Origin of the sequence: Micromonospora antibiotica (assembly GCF_017599305.1) — a bacterium.
GTDB classification, from domain to species: Bacteria; Actinomycetota; Actinomycetes; order Mycobacteriales; family Micromonosporaceae; genus Micromonospora; species Micromonospora antibiotica.
In genome coordinates this window covers 1-18597 of the sequence record NZ_JAGFWR010000037.1, presented here as the reverse complement: position 1 = coordinate 18597, position 18597 = coordinate 1, and the positions used below count along the sequence as shown (strand labels likewise).

General features: G+C 73.4%; 16 protein-coding genes and 1 rRNA gene. 9 read left to right on the top strand and 8 right to left on the bottom strand.

Annotation, left to right across the window (positions count from 1 at the left end; genetic code table 11):
- Position 1 precedes the first annotated feature (1 nt).
- The gene (locus JQN83_RS31425; RefSeq protein WP_208570778.1) at positions 2–2386 is read left to right on the top strand and encodes an ATP-binding protein; all 2385 of its coding nucleotides are present in this window, start codon (positions 2–4) and stop codon (positions 2384–2386) included.
- A gap of 10 nt (positions 2387–2396) precedes the next feature.
- Here JQN83_RS31425 and JQN83_RS31420 read toward each other — a convergent pair whose 3' ends face one another.
- The 4 genes from JQN83_RS31420 to JQN83_RS31405 all read right to left on the bottom strand — a co-directional run bounded on the left by JQN83_RS31420 (position 2397) and on the right by JQN83_RS31405 (position 5237).
- Complete coding sequence (locus JQN83_RS31420) at positions 2397–3344, bottom strand: phosphotransferase (protein WP_208570777.1); 948 nt, start codon at positions 3342–3344, stop codon at positions 2397–2399.
- Between the two features lie 121 nt (positions 3345–3465).
- Complete coding sequence (locus tag JQN83_RS31415) at positions 3466–4035, bottom strand: DUF5753 domain-containing protein (protein ID WP_244253607.1); 570 nt, start codon at positions 4033–4035, stop codon at positions 3466–3468.
- Between the two features lie 206 nt (positions 4036–4241).
- A complete protein-coding gene (locus JQN83_RS31410) occupies positions 4242–4574 on the bottom strand; it encodes a hypothetical protein (RefSeq protein WP_208570775.1) in 333 nt (110 codons plus the stop codon).
- Between the two features lie 9 nt (positions 4575–4583).
- Complete coding sequence (locus tag JQN83_RS31405; RefSeq protein ID WP_208570774.1) at positions 4584–5237, bottom strand: DJ-1/PfpI family protein; 654 nt, start codon at positions 5235–5237, stop codon at positions 4584–4586.
- A gap of 120 nt (positions 5238–5357) precedes the next feature.
- Between JQN83_RS31405 and JQN83_RS31400 the strand changes: the two genes are divergently transcribed.
- Positions 5358–6311 (top strand): GlxA family transcriptional regulator, encoded by a 954-nt coding sequence (locus JQN83_RS31400; protein WP_208570773.1) that lies wholly within the window; start codon positions 5358–5360, stop codon positions 6309–6311.
- Between the two features lie 178 nt (positions 6312–6489).
- On the opposite strand, the gene JQN83_RS31395 is transcribed toward JQN83_RS31400, so the two are convergent.
- Entirely contained in the window at positions 6490–7365 is an 876-nt protein-coding gene (locus JQN83_RS31395; RefSeq protein ID WP_208570772.1) for a LysR family transcriptional regulator ArgP, read from the bottom strand.
- 69 nt (positions 7366–7434) lie between these two features.
- On the opposite strand from JQN83_RS31395, the gene JQN83_RS31390 reads away from it, so the two are divergent.
- From JQN83_RS31390 to JQN83_RS31360, 7 genes are all read left to right on the top strand, one after another.
- The gene (locus JQN83_RS31390; protein ID WP_208570771.1) at positions 7435–8028 is read left to right on the top strand and encodes a LysE/ArgO family amino acid transporter; all 594 of its coding nucleotides are present in this window, start codon (positions 7435–7437) and stop codon (positions 8026–8028) included.
- An 83-nt stretch (positions 8029–8111) separates the two neighbouring features.
- Positions 8112–9485, top strand: coding sequence for a M23 family metallopeptidase (locus JQN83_RS31385; RefSeq protein WP_208570770.1), 1374 nt, complete (start codon positions 8112–8114; stop codon positions 9483–9485).
- Between the two features lie 376 nt (positions 9486–9861).
- Complete coding sequence (gene lanKC / locus JQN83_RS31380) at positions 9862–12465, top strand: class III lanthionine synthetase LanKC (protein ID WP_208570769.1); 2604 nt, start codon at positions 9862–9864, stop codon at positions 12463–12465.
- 69 nt (positions 12466–12534) lie between these two features.
- Complete coding sequence (locus JQN83_RS31375) at positions 12535–12654, top strand: SapB/AmfS family lanthipeptide (protein WP_088647629.1); 120 nt, start codon at positions 12535–12537, stop codon at positions 12652–12654.
- A gap of 76 nt (positions 12655–12730) precedes the next feature.
- The gene (locus tag JQN83_RS31370) at positions 12731–12850 is read left to right on the top strand and encodes a SapB/AmfS family lanthipeptide (protein ID WP_067312693.1); all 120 of its coding nucleotides are present in this window, start codon (positions 12731–12733) and stop codon (positions 12848–12850) included.
- Positions 12851–12920: 70 nt separating this feature from the next.
- On the top strand, positions 12921–14588 hold the full coding sequence (locus JQN83_RS31365) for an ABC transporter ATP-binding protein (protein WP_208570768.1): 1668 nt from the start codon (positions 12921–12923) through the stop codon (positions 14586–14588).
- Positions 14585–16606: an ATP-binding cassette domain-containing protein gene (locus JQN83_RS31360; RefSeq protein WP_208570767.1), complete on the top strand. Its 2022-nt coding sequence runs from the start codon at positions 14585–14587 to the stop codon at positions 16604–16606. The genes JQN83_RS31365 and JQN83_RS31360 overlap by 4 nt, the downstream gene beginning before the upstream one ends.
- A 76-nt stretch (positions 16607–16682) precedes the next feature.
- On the opposite strand, the gene JQN83_RS31355 is transcribed toward JQN83_RS31360, so the two are convergent.
- From JQN83_RS31355 to rrf, 3 genes are all read right to left on the bottom strand, one after another.
- Positions 16683–17423 carry a response regulator transcription factor gene (locus JQN83_RS31355; protein ID WP_244253603.1) on the bottom strand — a complete coding sequence of 247 codons (741 nt, stop codon included), beginning with the start codon at positions 17421–17423 and terminating at the stop codon, positions 16683–16685.
- Between the two features lie 110 nt (positions 17424–17533).
- Positions 17534–18205 carry a helix-turn-helix transcriptional regulator gene (locus tag JQN83_RS31350; protein WP_208570766.1) on the bottom strand — a complete coding sequence of 224 codons (672 nt, stop codon included), beginning with the start codon at positions 18203–18205 and terminating at the stop codon, positions 17534–17536.
- A gap of 271 nt (positions 18206–18476) precedes the next feature.
- Positions 18477–18593: ribosomal RNA gene (rrf, locus tag JQN83_RS31345) — 5S ribosomal RNA — on the bottom strand.
- Positions 18594–18597 lie beyond the last annotated feature (4 nt).

The following is an 18597-nucleotide window of genomic DNA, read 5'->3' as shown; positions in this document are numbered from 1 at the left end:
CGTGAGCGAGCGGGACGAGCAGGAGCCGACGCCCCGCCACGTCAACCGGTCGGACCCGAGTGGCCCCGCCGATCTGGTCCAGGCGCGCGACGTCTACGGCGGAGTGCACTTCCACGGTGACCCGCTCGACCGTCAGCCGCCACCCCGGCAACTCCCCGGCGACGTGCGCGGTTTCGTCAACCGGGTCGCGGAGCTGAGTGCCCTCGATCGGCTGACCGGCGACGACGACGCCCGGCTGACCCTTTCGGTGATCACGGGAACCGCCGGGGTGGGCAAGACCTCCCTCGCCCTGCGCTGGGCGCACCGCGCCCGGCACCGCTTCCCGGACGGGCAGCTCTACGCCAACCTGCGCGGATACGATCCGGGCGAGCCGATCCGGCCGGAGGCGGTGCTCGACCGGTTCCTGCGGGCGCTCGGCGTGCCGGCTGCCGCCATTCCCGCCGACCGGGAAGACCGCGAGGCGCTCTACCGCTCCCGGTTGGCCGACCGGCGGGTGCTCCTGGTCCTCGACAACGCCGCCACCGCCCGACAGGTGCGTCCGCTCCTGCCCGGCTCGGACACCTGCCTGACGATCGTCACCAGCAGGAGCATGCTCTCCGGTCTCGTCACCCGCGACGGCGGGCGGCGGCTCACCCTGCCCATGCTGACCGAGGACGACGCCGTCGCCCTGCTGCGCAGTGTCACCGCCGACCATCGGGCCGGTGACGACCCCGACGAGCTGATCGAGTTGGCGCGGCTCTGCGCCCGCCTGCCGCTCGCCTTGCGGATCGCCGCGGAACGGGCCGCGGGCCGCCCGTTCATGCCGCTCAGGGAGCTCATCCAGGACCTGCGCGACGAGTCGGCACTGTGGGACGCGCTCACCGCCGAGGACGACGAGGAGGCCGACGCGGTGCGGACCGTCTTCGCCTGGTCCTACCGGGGCCTGGGCACCATGGCGGCCCGCGTGTTCCGACTGATCGGGTTGCATCCGGGGCCGGATTTCAGCGTGCCGGCGGTCGCCGCGCTGGCCGGAGTGCCGGTCGCCCAGGTACGGCAGCCATTGGATGCGTTGGTCACCGCCCATCTGGTGGAGCAGCACGCGTCCGGGCGTTTCCACCTGCACGACCTGTTGCGCGCTTATGCGGTCGACCAGGTACGGCAGTTCGAGGATGAGCAGGACCGGCGGGAGGCGCTGCGTCGCGTACTGGAGTGGTATCTGCACTCGGCGGACGCCGCACTGGCGCGGACGTTGCCGTTCAACCGCACCGTGCCGCTGGAACCACCGGCCGACGTCGTGCCGCTGGCCTTCACCAGTGCCGCCGAGGCGGACGCCTGGTTTGATGGTGAACGCGACAACCTGGTCGTCGCCACCCGGGCCGCCGCCGACGCCGGCATGCCGCGCGTGGCCTGGCAGTTCGCCGCGATCCTCCGTAGCGTCTTCATGCACCGCAACGCCTTCGAAGGGTGGTTCACCACCGCCCGGATCGGGTTGGCGGCGGCCCGCTCGCTCGGCGACCGACGGGGCGAGGCGGAGGCGTTGGAGAGTCTCGGCAAGGCCCACTTTCAGGCCCGTCAGCTCGACGAGGCGGCCGAGCACCACCGGGCCGCGTTGGCGATCCGGCGCGACATCGGCGACGAGCACGGTACGGCGGTGTCGGTGAACGCGCTCGGCCTGCTGGGGCTGCGGCACCGCCGGCTCACCGACGCGCTCGACCACTTCACGGACGCGCTCACCCGCTTCGAGCGCCTCGGAAACCGCCGGTGGCAGGCCCTGCTGCTCAGCAACCTGGCCGAGACCCGCTACGAACTCGGCGAGCCGACGCAGGCCGTCGAGTTGCTGGAGCAGGCGCTCCCCGTGCAGCGGGAGATCGCCGATCGGGGGCAGGAGGGCAACTCGCTGTTCTTCCTCAGCATGGCGTTGCGGGACCTCGGGCGGATCGGGGAGGCCGAAGCGGCCATCGGGCGGGCGCTCGCCATCGCCGAGGACGCCGGGAGCCCGGTGTGGCTGGCGCACTGGCTGGTCGAGCAGGCCCGGGTGCTGCGCGCGTCGGGGCGACCGGCCGAGGCGCTGGAGGCGGCGCATCGCTCAGCCACGATCCAGCGGCGGTTGGGCGACCGCAGCCGGGAGGCGATGGCACTCGACGGCGCGGGCGAGGCGTACCGGGAGTTGGGCCGGGCAGCGGAGGCCGTCGCGTTCCACCTGCGGGCGACGGCCACCCACCGGGGAATCGGTGACGCCTGGCACCTGGCGGTCTCCCTGGCGAATCTGGCCGCAGCACTGGTCGGGGCGGGTCGCTCCGGGGAGGCGGAGCCGCCGCGCCGGGAGGCACGGACCCTACTCGACAGGTTCGACGATGCCCGTGCCGCCGCCCTGCGGGACAGCCTCGACGCCACCGGAAGCAGCTGAGCCTGGCCGCTCAGCGGAGCCCTCCGGCGAACGGCGTCGACCGCCACTGGTCGAGCATGCCGCCGAGGGCGTCCGCCAGCATCGGCAACTGGGGGGCCAGGGCGAGACAGGCGACGCCCCGCAGCATCCCCACCGCCGTAACGAAGCGCAGCACGCCCTCGTCGAGTTGCCGCATGTCCCGGTGCTGCGCCGCACTCCGGTAGGCGGCCTCACCGTCCGGACCGACGCCGACGACGTCCCACTCGACGGGTCCCAGCGTCACCATCTCGAAGTCGGCGTAGCGGTACCCGTCCACCCCGGCGACCATGTTCACGACCGGGGAGTCGCCGTGGACGGGTTGGAGGTCGACCCCGGGAAAGGTCTTCTCGAATAGTTCGCGGGAGCGTACGAGTGGTGCCAGCACCTGCCATTCGCGGCGGGCGCGGTCCAGGTCGGCCGGGGCGATCAGCTCGGGCTGGCCGTCGAGCGCGACGAGGCCATCCTCGACGAACTGGGGTTCGGCGGCGGACAGGAAGGACAACTCACCCGGGTAGTCGCGCAGGGCGGCGTGCAGTTCGGGGATGAGGCCACAGTTCGCCACGTAGTCGGGTTCCGCCGCCGGGGCCAGCTCGATCAGCTGCCAGAACGTCATCGAGAAGCCGTCGTGTCGGACGGGTTCGCGGGGCACGAGAGGGCTGGGCGGAATGACCGGCACGCCCCGCTCCGTCAGCCATCCCGTCACGTCCAGTTCCGCCCGCTGGCGACCGGCCACACTGTCGAGGTCCGCATAGGCGGGCAGGACCGTGGGCACCCGGGCCACGACCGGCGACGGCGCGAGGTGCACGACCACGGAGAAGGCTTCGTAGAGCACGCGGGCGTCGGTCACGTCGAGCCCCTGCGCGCGTCCGGCGTGGACGGCCGCGTCTACCGCGCGCCGGGTTCGCTGGGCGATCTGCTCCGGGGTCAGGAAGCTCTGCATACCCCCATCCTTCCTCACGCACCCGACGGGCCGGGTTCTCCGTCCGCACCGGCCGACGACACGAATGCGGTGTGGCTCACCGGCACGATCCTCGTCAAGGCGCCACGGTCATCGGGACCGGTCAGCCGGGGTGCAGTTCCTCGCCGATCTTGACAATCAGCCGGCGTGACTCCTCCTCGTCCAGGGCCGCCCCGACGAGGTCGGCCCAGACCCTCTCGTACGCGGCCAACTCCGCCGGCCGGTCGAGGTAGAGCGCCCCGGTCAACGACTCCTGGTAGACCACCGGCGGGTCGGGGTCGGCGCGCAGGCCGAGCGGGAAGTCCAGCAGCACGAACGAGCCCGTGAGCGCCCCGTCGTGCGCCCCGGCGGCGAGCGGCAGCACCCGGATCGACACCTGCGGCAACCGGCTCACCTCCGCCAGGTGCCGGAGCTGTCCGGCCATGGCCGCCGCGCCGCCCACCTCCCGCAACAGCACCGCCTCGGCGAGCAGCACCTCGTACCGTGGTGGTCGGGGTAGCCGACGCCGGAGCAGGTCCTGCCGTCGCAGTCGCGCCTCGACCGGCCGTTCCCGCTCCTCGCCGGTCGCGCCGGGCCGGTGCGGGCAGGTCGCGGCAGCGTACGCCCGGGTCTGCAACAGGGCGGGGACGAGCGCCCCGGCGTGCTCGCGGAGTCGGCACGCGGCGGACTCCAGGCCGCCGTAGAGGTCGAACCATTCGGGTACGGGGTCCCCGTACGCGTGCCACCAGCCACACCCCTGGTGGCCTACCCGGCCTCACCGTCGGCAGTCCTTTGGCGGATCTCCTGCAGGGAGACGATGTCACCGCGTACTGCGTCCTCTGCGGACCAAAAGCCCAGGCCGTCCGTAGCAAGGACAAGTCTCCGGCGTTCCAGGTCCGACTACCCGGCGGGTCGGGTAGTCGGAGCGGGTGGGCGGCGGGTGCCGGTGACCACGGTGCGGGGCAGTCGGCCGGCGCGGGAGTGACCGGCCAGCGTGTCGCCGTCCACCACCACGTCGAAGTCGAGGTGCAGGCGCATCGGCCGGGTCACCGACTGTCGCCAGGTCACCCGGGGGCCGGCGCAGGTCACCGCCGCCAGCGCCACGGTCTCCGCCGCCGTCGACGCGGTGCCGGCGGGCACCCCGCCGGTGTCGTGGAAGACGTAGGTGGCGCGGAGCGTGCCGATGGGGGTCTTCAGGCTGACGTCCCAGGTGCCGATGACGGGATGTGCCACCGTTTCTCCTCAGACCGTGACGGGGAGGTGGCCGGCGGCACGCCACACGGTGCCGCGTCGCTCGTACTCGAAGAGGGTCTCCACGGCATGCGCGACCCGGGGGCCGAACTCCCGTTCCAGGATGTGCAGGCCGAGGTCCAGGCCGGAGGTGACGCCGCCCGCGGTGACGAGGTCGCCGTCGTCGACGACCCGCGCCGGCACCGTGTGCACGCCGGTGGCGTCGAGCGCGTCCATGCCGAGGTGGTGGGTCACCGCGTGGCGGCCCTCGATCAGGCCGGCCATGGCCAGGGCGAGCGACCCGCCGCAGACGGCCGCCACCGTCACGTCGGGGTTGTCGAGGGCGGCGCGCAGCGGTACGGCCGCCGAGTCGGCGAACCGGGACAGCAGCACGGGAATCGTCGCCACGCCCTCGTCGGGGTCGCCGGTGGTGGGGCCGCTGGCACCGGGCACCACGACGTAGCCGGGCCGGGCCGGGTCCAGCCGGGCGGTCGCTCGTAGCGTCAGGCCGCGGGTGCCACCGACCACCTCCCGGGGGCCCTCGACCGAGACGAGTTCCACCGTCAGGGCACTCCCGGCGGCGTCGACGCCGGCGGCCAGGACCTCGAAGGGCGCGATGACATCGAGCGGGTCGAACCCGTCGAACAACACGATCTGGATCGGCATGTCCACGATCCTCGGCCTCGCCGCAGCCGCCGGCCAGTGGCAGGATTGCCATTGCCCGACGGCTTCTTGCCACCCCGCCCGTTGCGGGGTGCCCGCCGCCGATCCGAAGGAGGTGCCGCTGTGCACACCGTGCTGGTCCTGGCGCTCCCGGGCACCATCGCGTTCGACCTGGCCACCCCGATCGAGGTGCTGGGCCGGGTGCGGTTGCCGGGCGGCCGGGCCGGCTACCGGGTGCTGGTCTGCGGCAGCGGACCGGTCGTCGACGCCGGCCCGCTGCGGCTGGCCGTCGACCACGGCCTCGACGCGCTCGCCGACGCCGACACCGTCATCGTGCCGGGCCGGTACGACCCGGCCGCGCCGGTGCCCGGTGCGGTGCTGGACGCGCTGCGGGCGGCCGCCGCCGCCGGCGTACGGATCGCCTCGATCTGCGTGGGCGCGTTCACCCTCGCCGCCGCCGGGTTGCTCGACGGTCGACGGGCCACCACGCACTGGGCCGCCGCCGAGCGGTTCCAGGCGATGTTCCCGGCCGTCCGGGTGGACCCGGCGGTGCTGTACGTCGACACCGGCCAGTTCGTCACCTCCGCCGGGGCGACCGCAGGCGTGGACATGTGCCTGCACCTGGTCCGCCGTGACCACGGGGCGGCGGTCGCCGCCGACGCGTCCCGGCAGGCCGTGGCCCCGCTGCACCGCGACGGCGGGCAGGCGCAGTTCATCGTGCGCCCCGGCGCGGACCCCGCCGGGGTGGGTCTCGGCCCGGTCCTGGAGTGGTTGGAGTCGCACGCGGACGAGCGGCTGACCCTGGCCGACGTGGCCGCCCGGGCCGGGCTCAGCGTGCGGACGCTCAACCGCCGTTTCCACGAGGAGACCGGCCTCACCCCGATGCAGTGGGTCGCGGCCGTGCGTATCCGCCGGGCGCAGGAGTTGCTGGAACGCACCGACCATGGCGTCGACCGGATCGCCCACCTCGTCGGTTTCGCCTCACCGGCGCACTTCCGGGTCCAGTTCAAGCGGCTCAGTGGAGTGTCACCGCAGGCGTACCGCAGGACTTTCGTCGCCGGGTCGGTGCCCGGCTGAACGGGCGTTCCGCCGGGGACGGCGGGTGGTGCACCGTCGCCGCCGGGAGTGACCGGCCCCGGGTACACCCGATGCTGTGCCAGCGGCTGGGCGGCGGTCACGCCGTGTTCGTCGCCAGGCCGGCCCGCCCACCGGTCCCGACCGGTACCACGACGCGCCCGCCCCTCCTCGGGTCCGGTCAGTACAGCGCGGTGCCGGCGGCGGCCCGCACCGCCGCCGTCAGCGCTGTCAGCGCCGTGGATTCCAGCCGCCAGCACTGCCAGTAGAGCGGCACGTCGAGGTGCCGGCCGGCGGCCAGGTCGACGAGGCGACCGGCGGCGAGGTCGGGTCGGGCGACGGCCTCGGGGAGCAGTCCCCAGCCGAGGCCGAGCCGGATCGCCTCGGTGAAGGCGGCCGTCCCCGGCACGAAGTGTGTCGGCGGGTCGACGTCGCGGCGGGTGAGCGTACGGGCGAAGCGGTGTTGCAGGGTGTCCTTGCGGTCGAAGCGGATCATCGGCGCGGTCGGGAACGCGGTGGCGGGCTCCCGGTCGGCGAAGTGTGCCGAGTGGGCGGCGGGTGTGGCGACGGCGAGGTAGCGCAGCGCGCCGAGGCGCAGGACCCGGCAGCCCTGCACGGCCGTGCGTTCGGTGGTGACGGCCGCCATCACGGTGCCGTCGCGCAGCAGTTGCGCGGTGTGCGCCTCGTCGTCGGTGCGCAGGTCGACCAGCATGTCGGGGACGGCGGTCAGGGCCGGTAGGAACCAGCTGGCGAGGGAGTCGGCGTTGACCACGACGGTGACCCGGGTGTGGTCGCGCAGGGCGCCGCGCGCGGCGTCGAGGGCTTCCTGTTCGAGCAGCGCCACCTGCCCGCCGAGGCGGATCAGGGGCGCTCCGGCCGCCGTCGGCACACACGGCCGGGCGCGGCGCACGAGGACCTGCCCGACGGCGCGTTCGAGGGCCTTGATGCGCTGGCTGACTGCTGAGGGGGTGACGCGCAGCGCCTGCGCGGCGGCGTCGAAGCTGCCGTGGGTGACGACCGCCCGGAAGGTCGCCAGCTGGACCGGGTCGAGTGACATAAGCAATTCTAATGCTACTGAAGAATCTTTAGCTGGAGTGTGGGAGTGGCCCACCCTAGCCTGGCCGCCATGGGTTCCGTGCTCGCCGGTTTCGGCTTCTCCCTCGCGTTGATCGTCGCCATCGGGGCGCAGAACGCCTTCGTGCTGCGCCAGGGGCTACGTCGGGAGCACGTACTCCCGGTGGTGGCGGTCTGCGTGGCCGGCGACGCCACGCTGATGGCCGCCGGCATCGCCGGCCTGGGGGCGTTGCTCACCGGGACGCCCGCCGTCCTGACCGCGGTCCGGTGGGGCGGGGTCGCCTTCCTGCTCGGGTACGCGGTGCTGGCCGCCCGCCGCGCCCTGCGCCCGACCACCCTCACCCCGCTGGACCGTCCGCCGGCCACGCTGCGCGCGACACTGCTGGCCTGCCTCGCGTTCACCTTCCTCAACCCGCACGTCTACCTGGACACGGTGGTGCTGCTCGGCACGGTCGCCCACCAGGACCCGAACCGGTGGGCGTTCGGTGCCGGAGCGGTGACGGCGAGCCTGGTCTGGTTCGTCGGGTTGGGGCTCGGTGCCCGCCGGCTGGGTCCGGTGCTCGCCCATCCGGCGGCGTGGCGGGTCATCGACGGGGTGATCGCCGTGATCATGGTGGTCGTCGCCGTCTCGGTCGCCGTCGGCTGAGCGGCGCGGACCCTCCGGACGGGGCTCGGGACCATAGGATCGACATCCTTCAACCCCACACTCCACTTTGGAGGGAACCGCGCATGACGGGTCCACTCACCCGACTCCTCGCCACCGCCCGGCTGACGCTCGCGACCGCCGGCGTCGCCGTGCTCGCGCTCGCGGGCACCGCCGCCGTCGTGACCACCCCGGCCCAGGCCGCCGGCCCCCGACCGAACTTCCAGATGCCGGTGCCCTGCGGCGAGACCTGGCGGATGGCCACCTACTACGGTCACGACGACTACGACATCGACCTGACCTTCACCGGCGGGGCCAGCAACGGCCGCCCGATCCTCGCCTCCGCCAGCGGCACGGTCTCCTTCGCCGGCTGGGGCAGCAGCGGCGGCTGGTACGTGGTCATCGAACACGGCGACGGCTGGCGGACGCTCTACCTGCACATGATCGAGACGCCGATGGTCGGCGCCGGGCAGTGGGTGTCGACCGGCCAGCAGCTCGGCCGGGTGGGTAGCACCGGCAACTCCACCGGCCCGCACCTGCACTACGAGCAGGTCCGCGACGGCGTCAAGACCGAGTCGTACTTCAACGGCGTGCCCTCCGGCATCACCTCCGACGGCAGCCCGTCCACCGGCCCGCTCTACGTCTCCGGCCCCACCTCGCCGGCCCGGAACATGACCAGCCAGAACTGCGGTCAGGCCGCCAACCGCCAGGTGTACGAGTCGGGCAGCCACAGCGGCTGGCAGATGCTGCCGGTCAACAGCATCACCGGCTCGGCCACCGCGGCCATGGTCATGGGCACCAACAAGCTGCTCTACACGGTCAACAACGGCCTGGTGTACGAGGCGTCCAGCGACACCGGCTGGCGCAACCTGTGGACCGGCATCTCCGGCGTCAGCAACAACGCCCTCGCCGTGATCAACGTGGGCGGCGTCAAGTACATCTACACCGTGGTCGGCGGCTGGGTGCACGAAGCGTCAAGCGCCAACGGCTGGAAGAACCTGAACACCGGCATCTCCGGGGTCAGCAACAACGCCCTGGCCGCCATCAACCACAACGGCGTGAAGATCATCTACACCGTGGTCGGCGGCCTGGTGCACGAGGCGGCCAGCAACAACGGCTGGCGCAACCTGTGGACCGGCATCTCCGGCGTCAGCAACAACGCCCTGGCCGTGATCAGTATGGACGGCGTCAAGTACATCTACACGGTCGTCAACGGCCTGGTGCACGAGGCGAACAGCATCAACGGCTGGCGCAACCTGTGGACCGGCATCTCCGGGGTCAGCTCCGACGCCCTCGCCGTGATCAGCTTCAACGGCGTGAAGATCATCTACACCGTGGTCGGCGGCCTGGTGCACGAGGCCGCCAGCAACAACGGCTGGCGCAACCTCAACTCCAACGTCCGGGGCACCGCCGTCTCGGCGACCACCGTCAGCGGCGTGAAGGTCCTCTACACCGTCTGACGACACCTCGGCCCGCGACACAGCCGGGCCACCGACGCCGACCGGGTCGTGGCACGGCCGGCGTACTCCCGCACGGCTCCGCGCGTCGCCCGACCGGCGACGCGCGGGAGTCGGCGTGCCCGGGTGGTCAGCACCGACCACGTCGCCCGCAGGGGCCGGGATCGGGGCAGCCGCCCCGGCACGGCGCTGACCGCCCTGGGGGGCGTCCACCTGCGCCGCCCCGCAGGTGATGCCGTATTCACGATTTCAAACTCCGCCATTGTCACGAGTTTCCGCCCGGAATCTCACCGCTGGTCGATGACGCATCGCACTGTGCCCGACGGCCCACTGATCGCAGGATTGACATCAACCGATCAGGGGATGGGAGGCAGCCGAGATGGACGACAGATACGACGCGTACTGCGCGGTCGACCCGCTCTTCTACGACTCGTTGTCCAGCGCGAGCGCCACCGCCACCGGCATCGGCTACGCCGCGGACCGCCCGCAGCCGGCGGGCTGGGAGTCCGAGGTCAAGGACGACTGGCTGATCCACGCGCCGGTCGGCGGCACCCTGCCCGCCCAGGGCTGGAAGATCCACGTCTCGGCCCGGTTGGACAACGCCGAGCGGGTGCTGACCCGGGTGATGGACTACTGCCAGCCGCGCGGCATCCCGTTCAAGCACCTGCGTGGCCCCCGGATGCTGCTGATGCGCAACAGCAAGTACGCCCGCCGCGGCGGCAGCGGCAAGTTCGTCACCGTCTACCCGCGCGACGACGCCGAGCTGGAGCTGACCGCCAAGGAGTTGTCGGCGCTGCTCGACGGCGAGCAGGGGCCCTACATCCTCAGCGACCTGCGCTACGGCGACGGCCCGGTCTACCTGCGCTACGGCGGTTTCGCCGCCCGCTACTGCCTCTCACCCGAGGGTCAGGTGGTGCCCGCCATCGCCGACGCCACCGGCACCCTGGTCCCCGACCGCCGCGACCCGGTGTTCCACCTGCCCGACTGGGTGACCCTGCCGGACTTCCTCGCCCCGCACCTGGCCGCCCGCAACGCCGCCAGCACCACCGAGCTGCCCTACCGGATCGAGAAGGTCGTCCACTTCTCCAACGGCGGCGGCCTGTACGAGGCCCGGGACACCCGGACCGACACCCGGGTGGTGCTGAAGGAGGCCCGCCCGTACGCCGGCCTCGACGCCACCGGGGCGGACGCGGTGACCCGGCTGCGCCGGGAGGCCGAGGTGCTGCGCCAACTCGCCGACGTCCCGCACCTGGTCCGGGTGCACGACGAGTTCAGCTTCGGCGGGCACGAGTTCCTGGCCCTGGAGTTCGTCGAGGGCCGCCCGCTCAACCAGGAGGTGGTGCAGCGCTACCCGCTGGTGCACCCCGACGCCGACCGGGCCGGCTACACCCGCTGGGCGCTGGACGTGCACCGGCAGGTCGCCGAGGCGGTCGAGGCCATCCACGCGCACGGCATCGTCTACGGCGACCTGCACATGTTCAACATCATGGTCGGCGACGACGGGGCGGTCACCCTGATCGACTTCGAGGTCGCCGCACCCGCCGCCGAGGCGAGCCGCCCCGCGCTGCGCAACCAGGCGTTCGCCGCGCCCCGCGACCGGGTCGGCCCCGACGTCGACCGGTATGCCCTGGCCTGCCTGCGGCTGGCCCTGTTCCTGCCGCTGACCGCGATGCTGCGGCTGGCCCCGACGAAGGCGGCGCACCTGGCCGACGTGGTGGCCGAGCACTTCCCGGTCGACCGGGCGGTGCTCGACGAGACCGTCGCGGTGATCGTCGGCGACCCACCGGCCACCGGCACACCCGACGCGGCCACCCCGACGACACCCGACACGGCCACCCGGCCCCGGCTGGACCCGGACGTGGTGCGCATCGACCCGGACGACTGGCCGGGCCTGCGCGACCGGTTGGTCCGGGCGATCACCGCCAGCGCCACGCCCCAGCGCGACGACCGGCTCTTCCCCGGCGACATCCGGCAGTTCAGCGGCAACGACGGCGGGCTGAACCTCGCCCACGGCGCGGCCGGGGTGCTCTGGGCGTTGCACGCCACCGGCGCCCCCGTCGACCCCCGCCACGTCCGGTGGCTGATCGACCGGGTCCGGGAACCCGCCTCCGGCAGCCGGCTCGGCTTCTTCGACGGGCTGCACGGGGTGGCGTACGTGCTGGACCTGCTCGGGCACCGCGACGACGCCCGCCGGCTGCTCGACCGCTGCCTCGACGAACCGTGGCCGAAACTCGGCAACGACCTCGTCGGCGGCCTGCCCGGCATCGCGCTGAACCTGACCCACTTCGCCGCGCTGACCGGCGAGGACCGCTACGAGGCCGCCGCCCGGCACGCCGTCGACCTGGTCGTCGACCGGCTCGGCGACGTCGACTCGGTGGCCGAGGTCAGCGGCGGCCGGCACCCGTACGCGGGACTGATGCGCGGCGGGGCGGGGGTGGCGCTGATGCTGCTGGGCCGGCACGAACGGGAACCCGACGAGCGGCTCCTCGACCACGCCGCCACCGCGCTACGGCAGGACCTGCGCCGGTGCGTCCGCCGCGACGACGGGCACCTGGAGGTCAACGAGGGCTGGCGGACCATGCCGTACCTCGCCGAGGGCAGCGTCGGGGTGGGACTGGTGCTCGACCGCTACCTGCGTCACCGGCCCGACGAGGGCCTGGCCGAGCAGGCCGAGGCGATCCGCCGCTGCGCCGACTTCCCGTTCTACGCCCAGTCCGGACTGTTCGCCGGACGCGCCGGCATCGTGGCCTACCTGGCCGGCCGGGGCGAGCACGAGACGGCCCACGCCCAGGCCCGGCTGCTGGGTTGGCACGCCCTGCCGTACGCCGACGGCACCGCCTTCCCCGGCGAACAGTTGCTGCGGCTCTCCATGGACCTGGCCACCGGCACCGCCGGCGTGCTGGCCGCCGTCGCGGCCAGCCGGCCCACCGACCCGGTGCGGTTGCCGCTGCTGGGCGCGACCGACACCACCCCGGCCGACTGACGGCCCACCCGCTCCCCGGGGGTCACCCCGGGGCCACCCGACCCGACACCTGTGGAAAGGAGGAAAGACATGGCCCTGCTCGACCTTCAGGGGATGGAGCTGCCGGCCGCCGAGCGTACCGGCGGCGGAAGCCGGGCGAGTCTGCTGCTCTGCGGCGACAGCTCGCTCAGCGTCACCACCTGCAACTGAGCCGACGGTCGTCGACCGACGACCCGACGAGGTTCACCACCAGGCACGTCCAATGACGACAGAAAGAGGTAAGACCATGGCTCTGCTCGACCTCCAGGCGATGGAACTGCCGGCCACCGAGCGTACCGGCGGCGGCAGCCAGGCCAGCCTGCTGCTCTGCGGCGACAGCTCGCTCAGCGTCACCACCTGCAACTGATCGACCGGTATCGCATGGCCCCGGACCGGCACCTGCCGGTCCGGGGCCGCGCGGCGTGGGAAGGGGCGCGATGACACCGGACGACCGGCTCCTGCTGCGGGCGGTGCGCGCCGCCGGCTGGTGGACCCCGACGTTGGCCGTGGTCACCGTGGCCGGTACCGCAGCCGAACTGGCCCTGCCGGCCGTGCTGGGACGGGCCGTCGACGCCGCCGTCGGAGCCGCCCCGCAGTCCTCCCCCGGCCGTTGGCTGGCCGCCGTCGCCGCCCTGGTCGCCCTGCTGGTCGTCGTCGGCGTCATCCGCGACTACGGCACCGGCGCGGCCACCGCCCGGTCGGTGGCGCACCTGCGGCACACCCTGGTCGGGCACCTGTTCGCCCTCGACCCGCGCACCGCCGCCCGCCGCCCGGTGGGTGACCTGGCCGGCCGGGTGGTGGGGCAGGTGGCCGACGCCGGGCAGGCCGCGCCCACGGTCGTCACGGCCGCCACCGTGGCGTTGCCGCCGGTGGGCAGCCTGGTGGCGCTCACCCTGATCGACCCGTGGCTCGGTGTCACCTTCGTGCTGGGCCTGCTGCTGCTCGCCCTGCTGCTGCGCGGCTTCGTCGCCGACGCCTCCGCCGCCGTCGCCGGCTACCAGCAGGCCCAGGGCGACCTCGCCGGCCGGCTGGTGGAGACCCTCGCCGGGGCGCGCACCATCGCCGCCGCCGGCACCGGCGAACGGGAGGTCGACCGGGTGCTGACCCCCCTCGCCGCGCTGCACCGGCACGGCGCACGCACCTGGACGGTGCTGGCCGGGGCGGCGACCCGGGGTGCCGTGCTCAACCCGCTGCTCCAGGTCGCGATCGTCGCCGTCGGTGGGTTGTCGCTGACCGCCGGCCGGCTGACACCCGGAGAACTGCTGGCCGCCATCCAGTACGCCGCGCTCGGTGCCGGCCTCGGCACCGTGGTCGCCGCCCTGAACACCGCCGTCCGGGTACGCGCCGGCTGCCGCCGGGCCGCCGAGGTGCTCGCCGAACCCGCCCGGCCGTACGGCACCCGGGCCCTGCCACCCGGGCCGGGCACCCTGGAACTGCGCGGAGTCACCGTGCGCGACGCCGAGGGCCGGGCCCTGCTCGACCGGGTGGACCTGCGGGTGCCCGGTGGCACCCTGCTGGCCGTCGTGGGTGCCTCGGGTGCGGGCAAGTCCCTGCTCGCCGCCGTCGCCGGCCGGCTGCGCGACCCCGACGACGGCGTGGTGCTCCTGGACGGCGTACCGCTGCCGGAGTTGGCCCCGGCAGCCCTGCACGCCGCGGTGGGTTACGGGTTCGAACGGCCGGTGCTGGTCGGCGACACGGTGGGTGCCGCCGTCGGGGTCGGCGTGGACCCGGTGCCGCTGGCCAGGGCCGCCGCCATCCACGACTTCGTCGAACGGCTACCCGACCGGTACGGCACCCCGCTGGCCGAGGTCGCCATGTCCGGCGGTGAACGGCAGCGGCTCGGGCTGGCCCGCGCGTTGCGCGCCGAACGGCTGCTCATCCTCGACGACGCCACGTCCAGCCTGGACACCGCCACCGAGTACCAGGTGACCCGGGCGCTGACCGGCCCCGGTGACCGGCGTACCCGGGTGGTGGTCAGTCACCGGCTCGGCATGGCCGCCCGCGCGGACCTGGTGGCGTGGGTGGCGGGCGGTCGGGTCCGGGCGGTCGGCCCGCACCCGACACTGTGGGCCGACCCCGACTACCGGGAGGTGTTCCGGTCGTGAGCACCGTCGTCGGGGTGACCCGGGCCGCGCTGCGGGCCCGCCGGGCGCAGCTGTGGCGGTTGGCCGGCTGGTCGGCGGCGGAGGTGCTCCCGGCGGCCCTGTCCGGGCTGCTGACCGCCCGCGCCGTCGACAGCGGCTTCCTGGCCGGCCGGCCGGACGTCGGGCTGGCCTGGTTGGCCCTGCTGGGGCTGGCGGTGCTGGTCGGCGCGGCCGGCACCCACCGGTCGTACGCGCTGCTCGGGGCCGTGGTCGAGCCGTTCCGCGACGACCTGCTCCGCCGGGTGGTACGCGGCGCGGTCGCCGCTGCGGCCGGCGGCCGGGCCGACAACGCGGCGGTCGCCCGCCTCACCCATCAGGTGGAGCTGGTCCGGGACACCTACGCCGGTCTCCTGATGGTGGTACGCGGTTTCCTGTTCGCGCTCGGCGCCGCCGTGCTCGGTCTGTTCTCGCTGGCCGCCCCGGTGGCCCTGGTGGTGGCGGTGCCGGTGCTGGCCGGTCTCGTCCTGTTCGCCGTGGCACTGCCGGTGATGGTGACCCGGCAACGGGAGTACGTGCAGGCCGACGAGCAGTTGGGGCGGGCCGTGGTGACCGCGGTGACCGGCCATCGTGACGTCGCCGCCAGCGGCGCACGGGACCAGGTCACCGGCTGGGTCGGCGGGTCCGTCGACGCCCAGGCCCGGGTGGAGCGGCGGCTGGCCACCATGGCGGCGACGCGCGGTCTGAGCCTGGCACTGGGCGGCTGGCTGCCCGTTCCGGTGCTGCTGCTGGCCACGCCCTGGCTGGTCCGCCAGGGCCTGGGGCCGGGTGCCGTGCTCGGCGCGCTGGTCTACGTGACGCGCGGGGTGCAGCCGGCGCTGCACAGCCTGGTGCAGGGGGTGGCTGCCGGCGGCCTCCGGTTCGCGGTCACCCTGGACCGGCTGCTACGCACCGCCGCACCGGCGGACACCACACCCACCGGCACCACCGGCGGCCGGCCCGCCGCGCCACGGCCCGCCGGCCCGGCCGCTTCCGCACCTGCGCTCCCCCCTGACGACTGCCGGCCCGCCGCCGGCCCGCCCGGATGGTCGCCCCCCGGAGCGCAGCGGGCCGCGACGGCGTTGTCGCTGCGTGCGGTGACCTTCCGGTACGGCCCCCACGCCGACCCGGTGCTCGACCACCTCGACCTCGACGTGCCCGTCGGGGACCACCTGGTGATCGTCGGGGCCAGCGGGATCGGCAAGTCGACCCTGGCGGGTCTGATCGCCGGGGTGCTGTATCCGCAGTCCGGCACCATCCACGTCGGAGGGTTGCCGGTTACCGGTGCCACACCGGGAGAGCTGGCCGACCGGCGAGTGCTCATCCCCCAGGAGGCGTACGTCTTCACCGGCACGCTGCGCGACAACCTCGGCTACCTGGCGCCCGGCCTGCCGGACGAGACGGTCGACCGGGCGGCGGCCCGGCTCGGCCTGACCGGGCTGCTGGCCCGGCTCGGCGGCCACGACGCGCTGCTGTGCCCGGGGAAACTGTCCGCAGGGGAACGCCAGCAGATCGCGCTGCTGCGGGCCTGGCTCTCCCCCGCCCCGCTGATCATCCTCGACGAGGCCACCTGCCACCTCGACCCGGCGACCGAGGCCCGACTGGAGAGCGTCTTCGCCACCCGTCCGGGCACCCTGGTGGTCATCGCACACCGGGTCAGTTCGGCCCTGCGGGCCCGGCGGGTCCTGCTGCTGGACGGACGGACCGCGCTGCTGGACACCCACGAAGGGTTGCTCACCCGCTCGGCGGCCTACCGCGCCCTGGTCGGCTACGGCGAGACGCAGGACGAGCCGCCGGCGATCGCCACCTGCTGGACGACACCGGACGACAAGGCGGGGACCGGCCCGGCGTCGAAGCCAGGGACGGAACCGGCCGTAGGGACGGACAGGACGCCCCGCACCGGGACGGTCCGGGGCGCGAGGGTGGCGACGGCTCGGGCCGGGTCGGAGGCGACAGCCCGGACCGCAACGGGGTCGACGACCGGAGCGGGGGGTGCCGCGTAGGCCGCCGGTGCCGGGTCGTCACCGGGGGTTGCGCCACGCAACGAGGCGGGGCGGGCAACGGGGTAGGGCGGACGGGTCACAGCCAGCCCGACTCGCGGGCGATACGCACCGCCTCCCAACGGGTCCGGGCCCCGGTCTTCGCCATGATCCGCGACAGGTGGTTGCGCACCGTCCCGGTCGACAGCACCAGTCGATCAGCGATCTCCTGGACCGGATGCCCCTCGGCGACCACGTCGAGCACCTCCCGCTCCCGATTGGTCAACGGACTGGCGGCGACCTCCAGGGCGGCGACCACCAGATCCGGATCGAGGACGACCCGGCCCTCGGCGAGCTGGCGCACCCCATCGACGATCCGCCCGGGTGGAACGTCCCGACTGAGGAAGCCGATCCGGTTCCCGTACTCGGCGAGCACCGACCCGAGCCGCCCCGCCCGCCGCTGCTCCACCAGGACCAGCAGGGACCCTGCGCGGGTGACCGGAGAAGCAGTGCGCTGCCGCAGGGACGCAGCACCGACGATGTCCGTGGCCACCGGAGCACAACCCGCCGTCACGGTGTCGGCCCGGCCGATGGCCCCCGCTCCGGGATCGGCCATGGGGTCGGCACCGGGCTCGGCCGTCGCCAGGTGGATCAGTTCCGCCACGGTCAGCATGTCGAACTCGATCACGGCCACGTCGGGGCGTTCGGCCCGGACCGCAGCGCGCAGCTGGTGCGGGCTGTCCACCTCGCCGACGATCTCGATGTCGTGCTCGGCCGAGAGCACCTGAGCGAGGGCGCCACGAAGCAGCCCGCCCTGGAGAGCGAGCAGTGTGCGGACCATAAGCAACTCCCGAGATCAAGCAGGTGTTGACGAAATGTGCGCAACCCATGACGCACGGTTGGGAATCTTATTGAACTCGTAACTGAACCGACACCCCTTCTCACGGTTGGTCAGATCCAGCCTGCGTCCTGGGCGCGCAGGACAGCTTCCCAACGATTGCGGGCACCGGTCTTGCGCAGCACCGCCGACAGGTGATTGCGGACGGTGCCGGGGGCCAGATGCAGATGGGCGGCGATCTCCTTGGTCGACAGACCGCGTGCAGCTGCGGCGGTCACCTCCCGTTCCCGCTCGTTCAACGGGTTGACCGCGGCGTCGAGCGCGGCCAGCGCGGTCACCGGGTCGATCATCCGGTTGCCCTCGGCGACCAGCCGCAGTTGATCCAGTAGTTCCTGCGGCGGGACGTCCTTGGCGATGATGCCCCGCACCCGCGCCCCGAGCGCCCGCCGCAGCACCCGCGCGGTCCGCCGGGACGTCAACACCACCACGGCGCACTCCGGCACCCTGGCGTGCCACCGTCCGGTGAGGACGGCCGGGTCGTCGATCCCGTCCAGGTCGACCAGGACCACGTGTGGACGGCGGGTGACGACCCGATCGGTGACCTGGTGGTCGGGATCACTCTCCCCCGCCAGCTCGAACCCGGGGGCGGCGGCCAACACCGCTGCCAGCGCGGTACGCAGCAGGCCCGGTGGGCCCACCACGACGACCCGGATCGTCGACGATTCGGCTTCTGCTGGCCGGCCCGGACCCGACGACGACTGTTTCCGGTTGGTCAGTTCGTCCATCCATCACATCTTCCCGAGACAACGGAAGAAGAGTCATGAATGTCAGAATGACGACGCAATAAAGGTCAACGAAAATGGTGGTGATCTGCATTCGTCGATACGGTCGCAGTATCGTCGGGGCCGGGCGGGCCCGGGCGGGTGGCAGAACGCCAGGAACCGGGACTGCTGGTGCTGACCGAAATCGGCAGCAGAGGGGACGGTGTGGCTTGGCGTGTTCGGGGCGTGAAAACAGTTGAGGCCGACCCCGAAGGGTCGGCCTCAACTAAAGATTGTCCGGCGGTGTCCTACTCTCCCACACCCTCCCGAGTGCAGTACCATCGGCGCTGGAGGGCTTAGCTTCCGGGTTCGGAATGTAACCGGGCGTTTCCCCTCCGCCATGACCGCCGTAACAC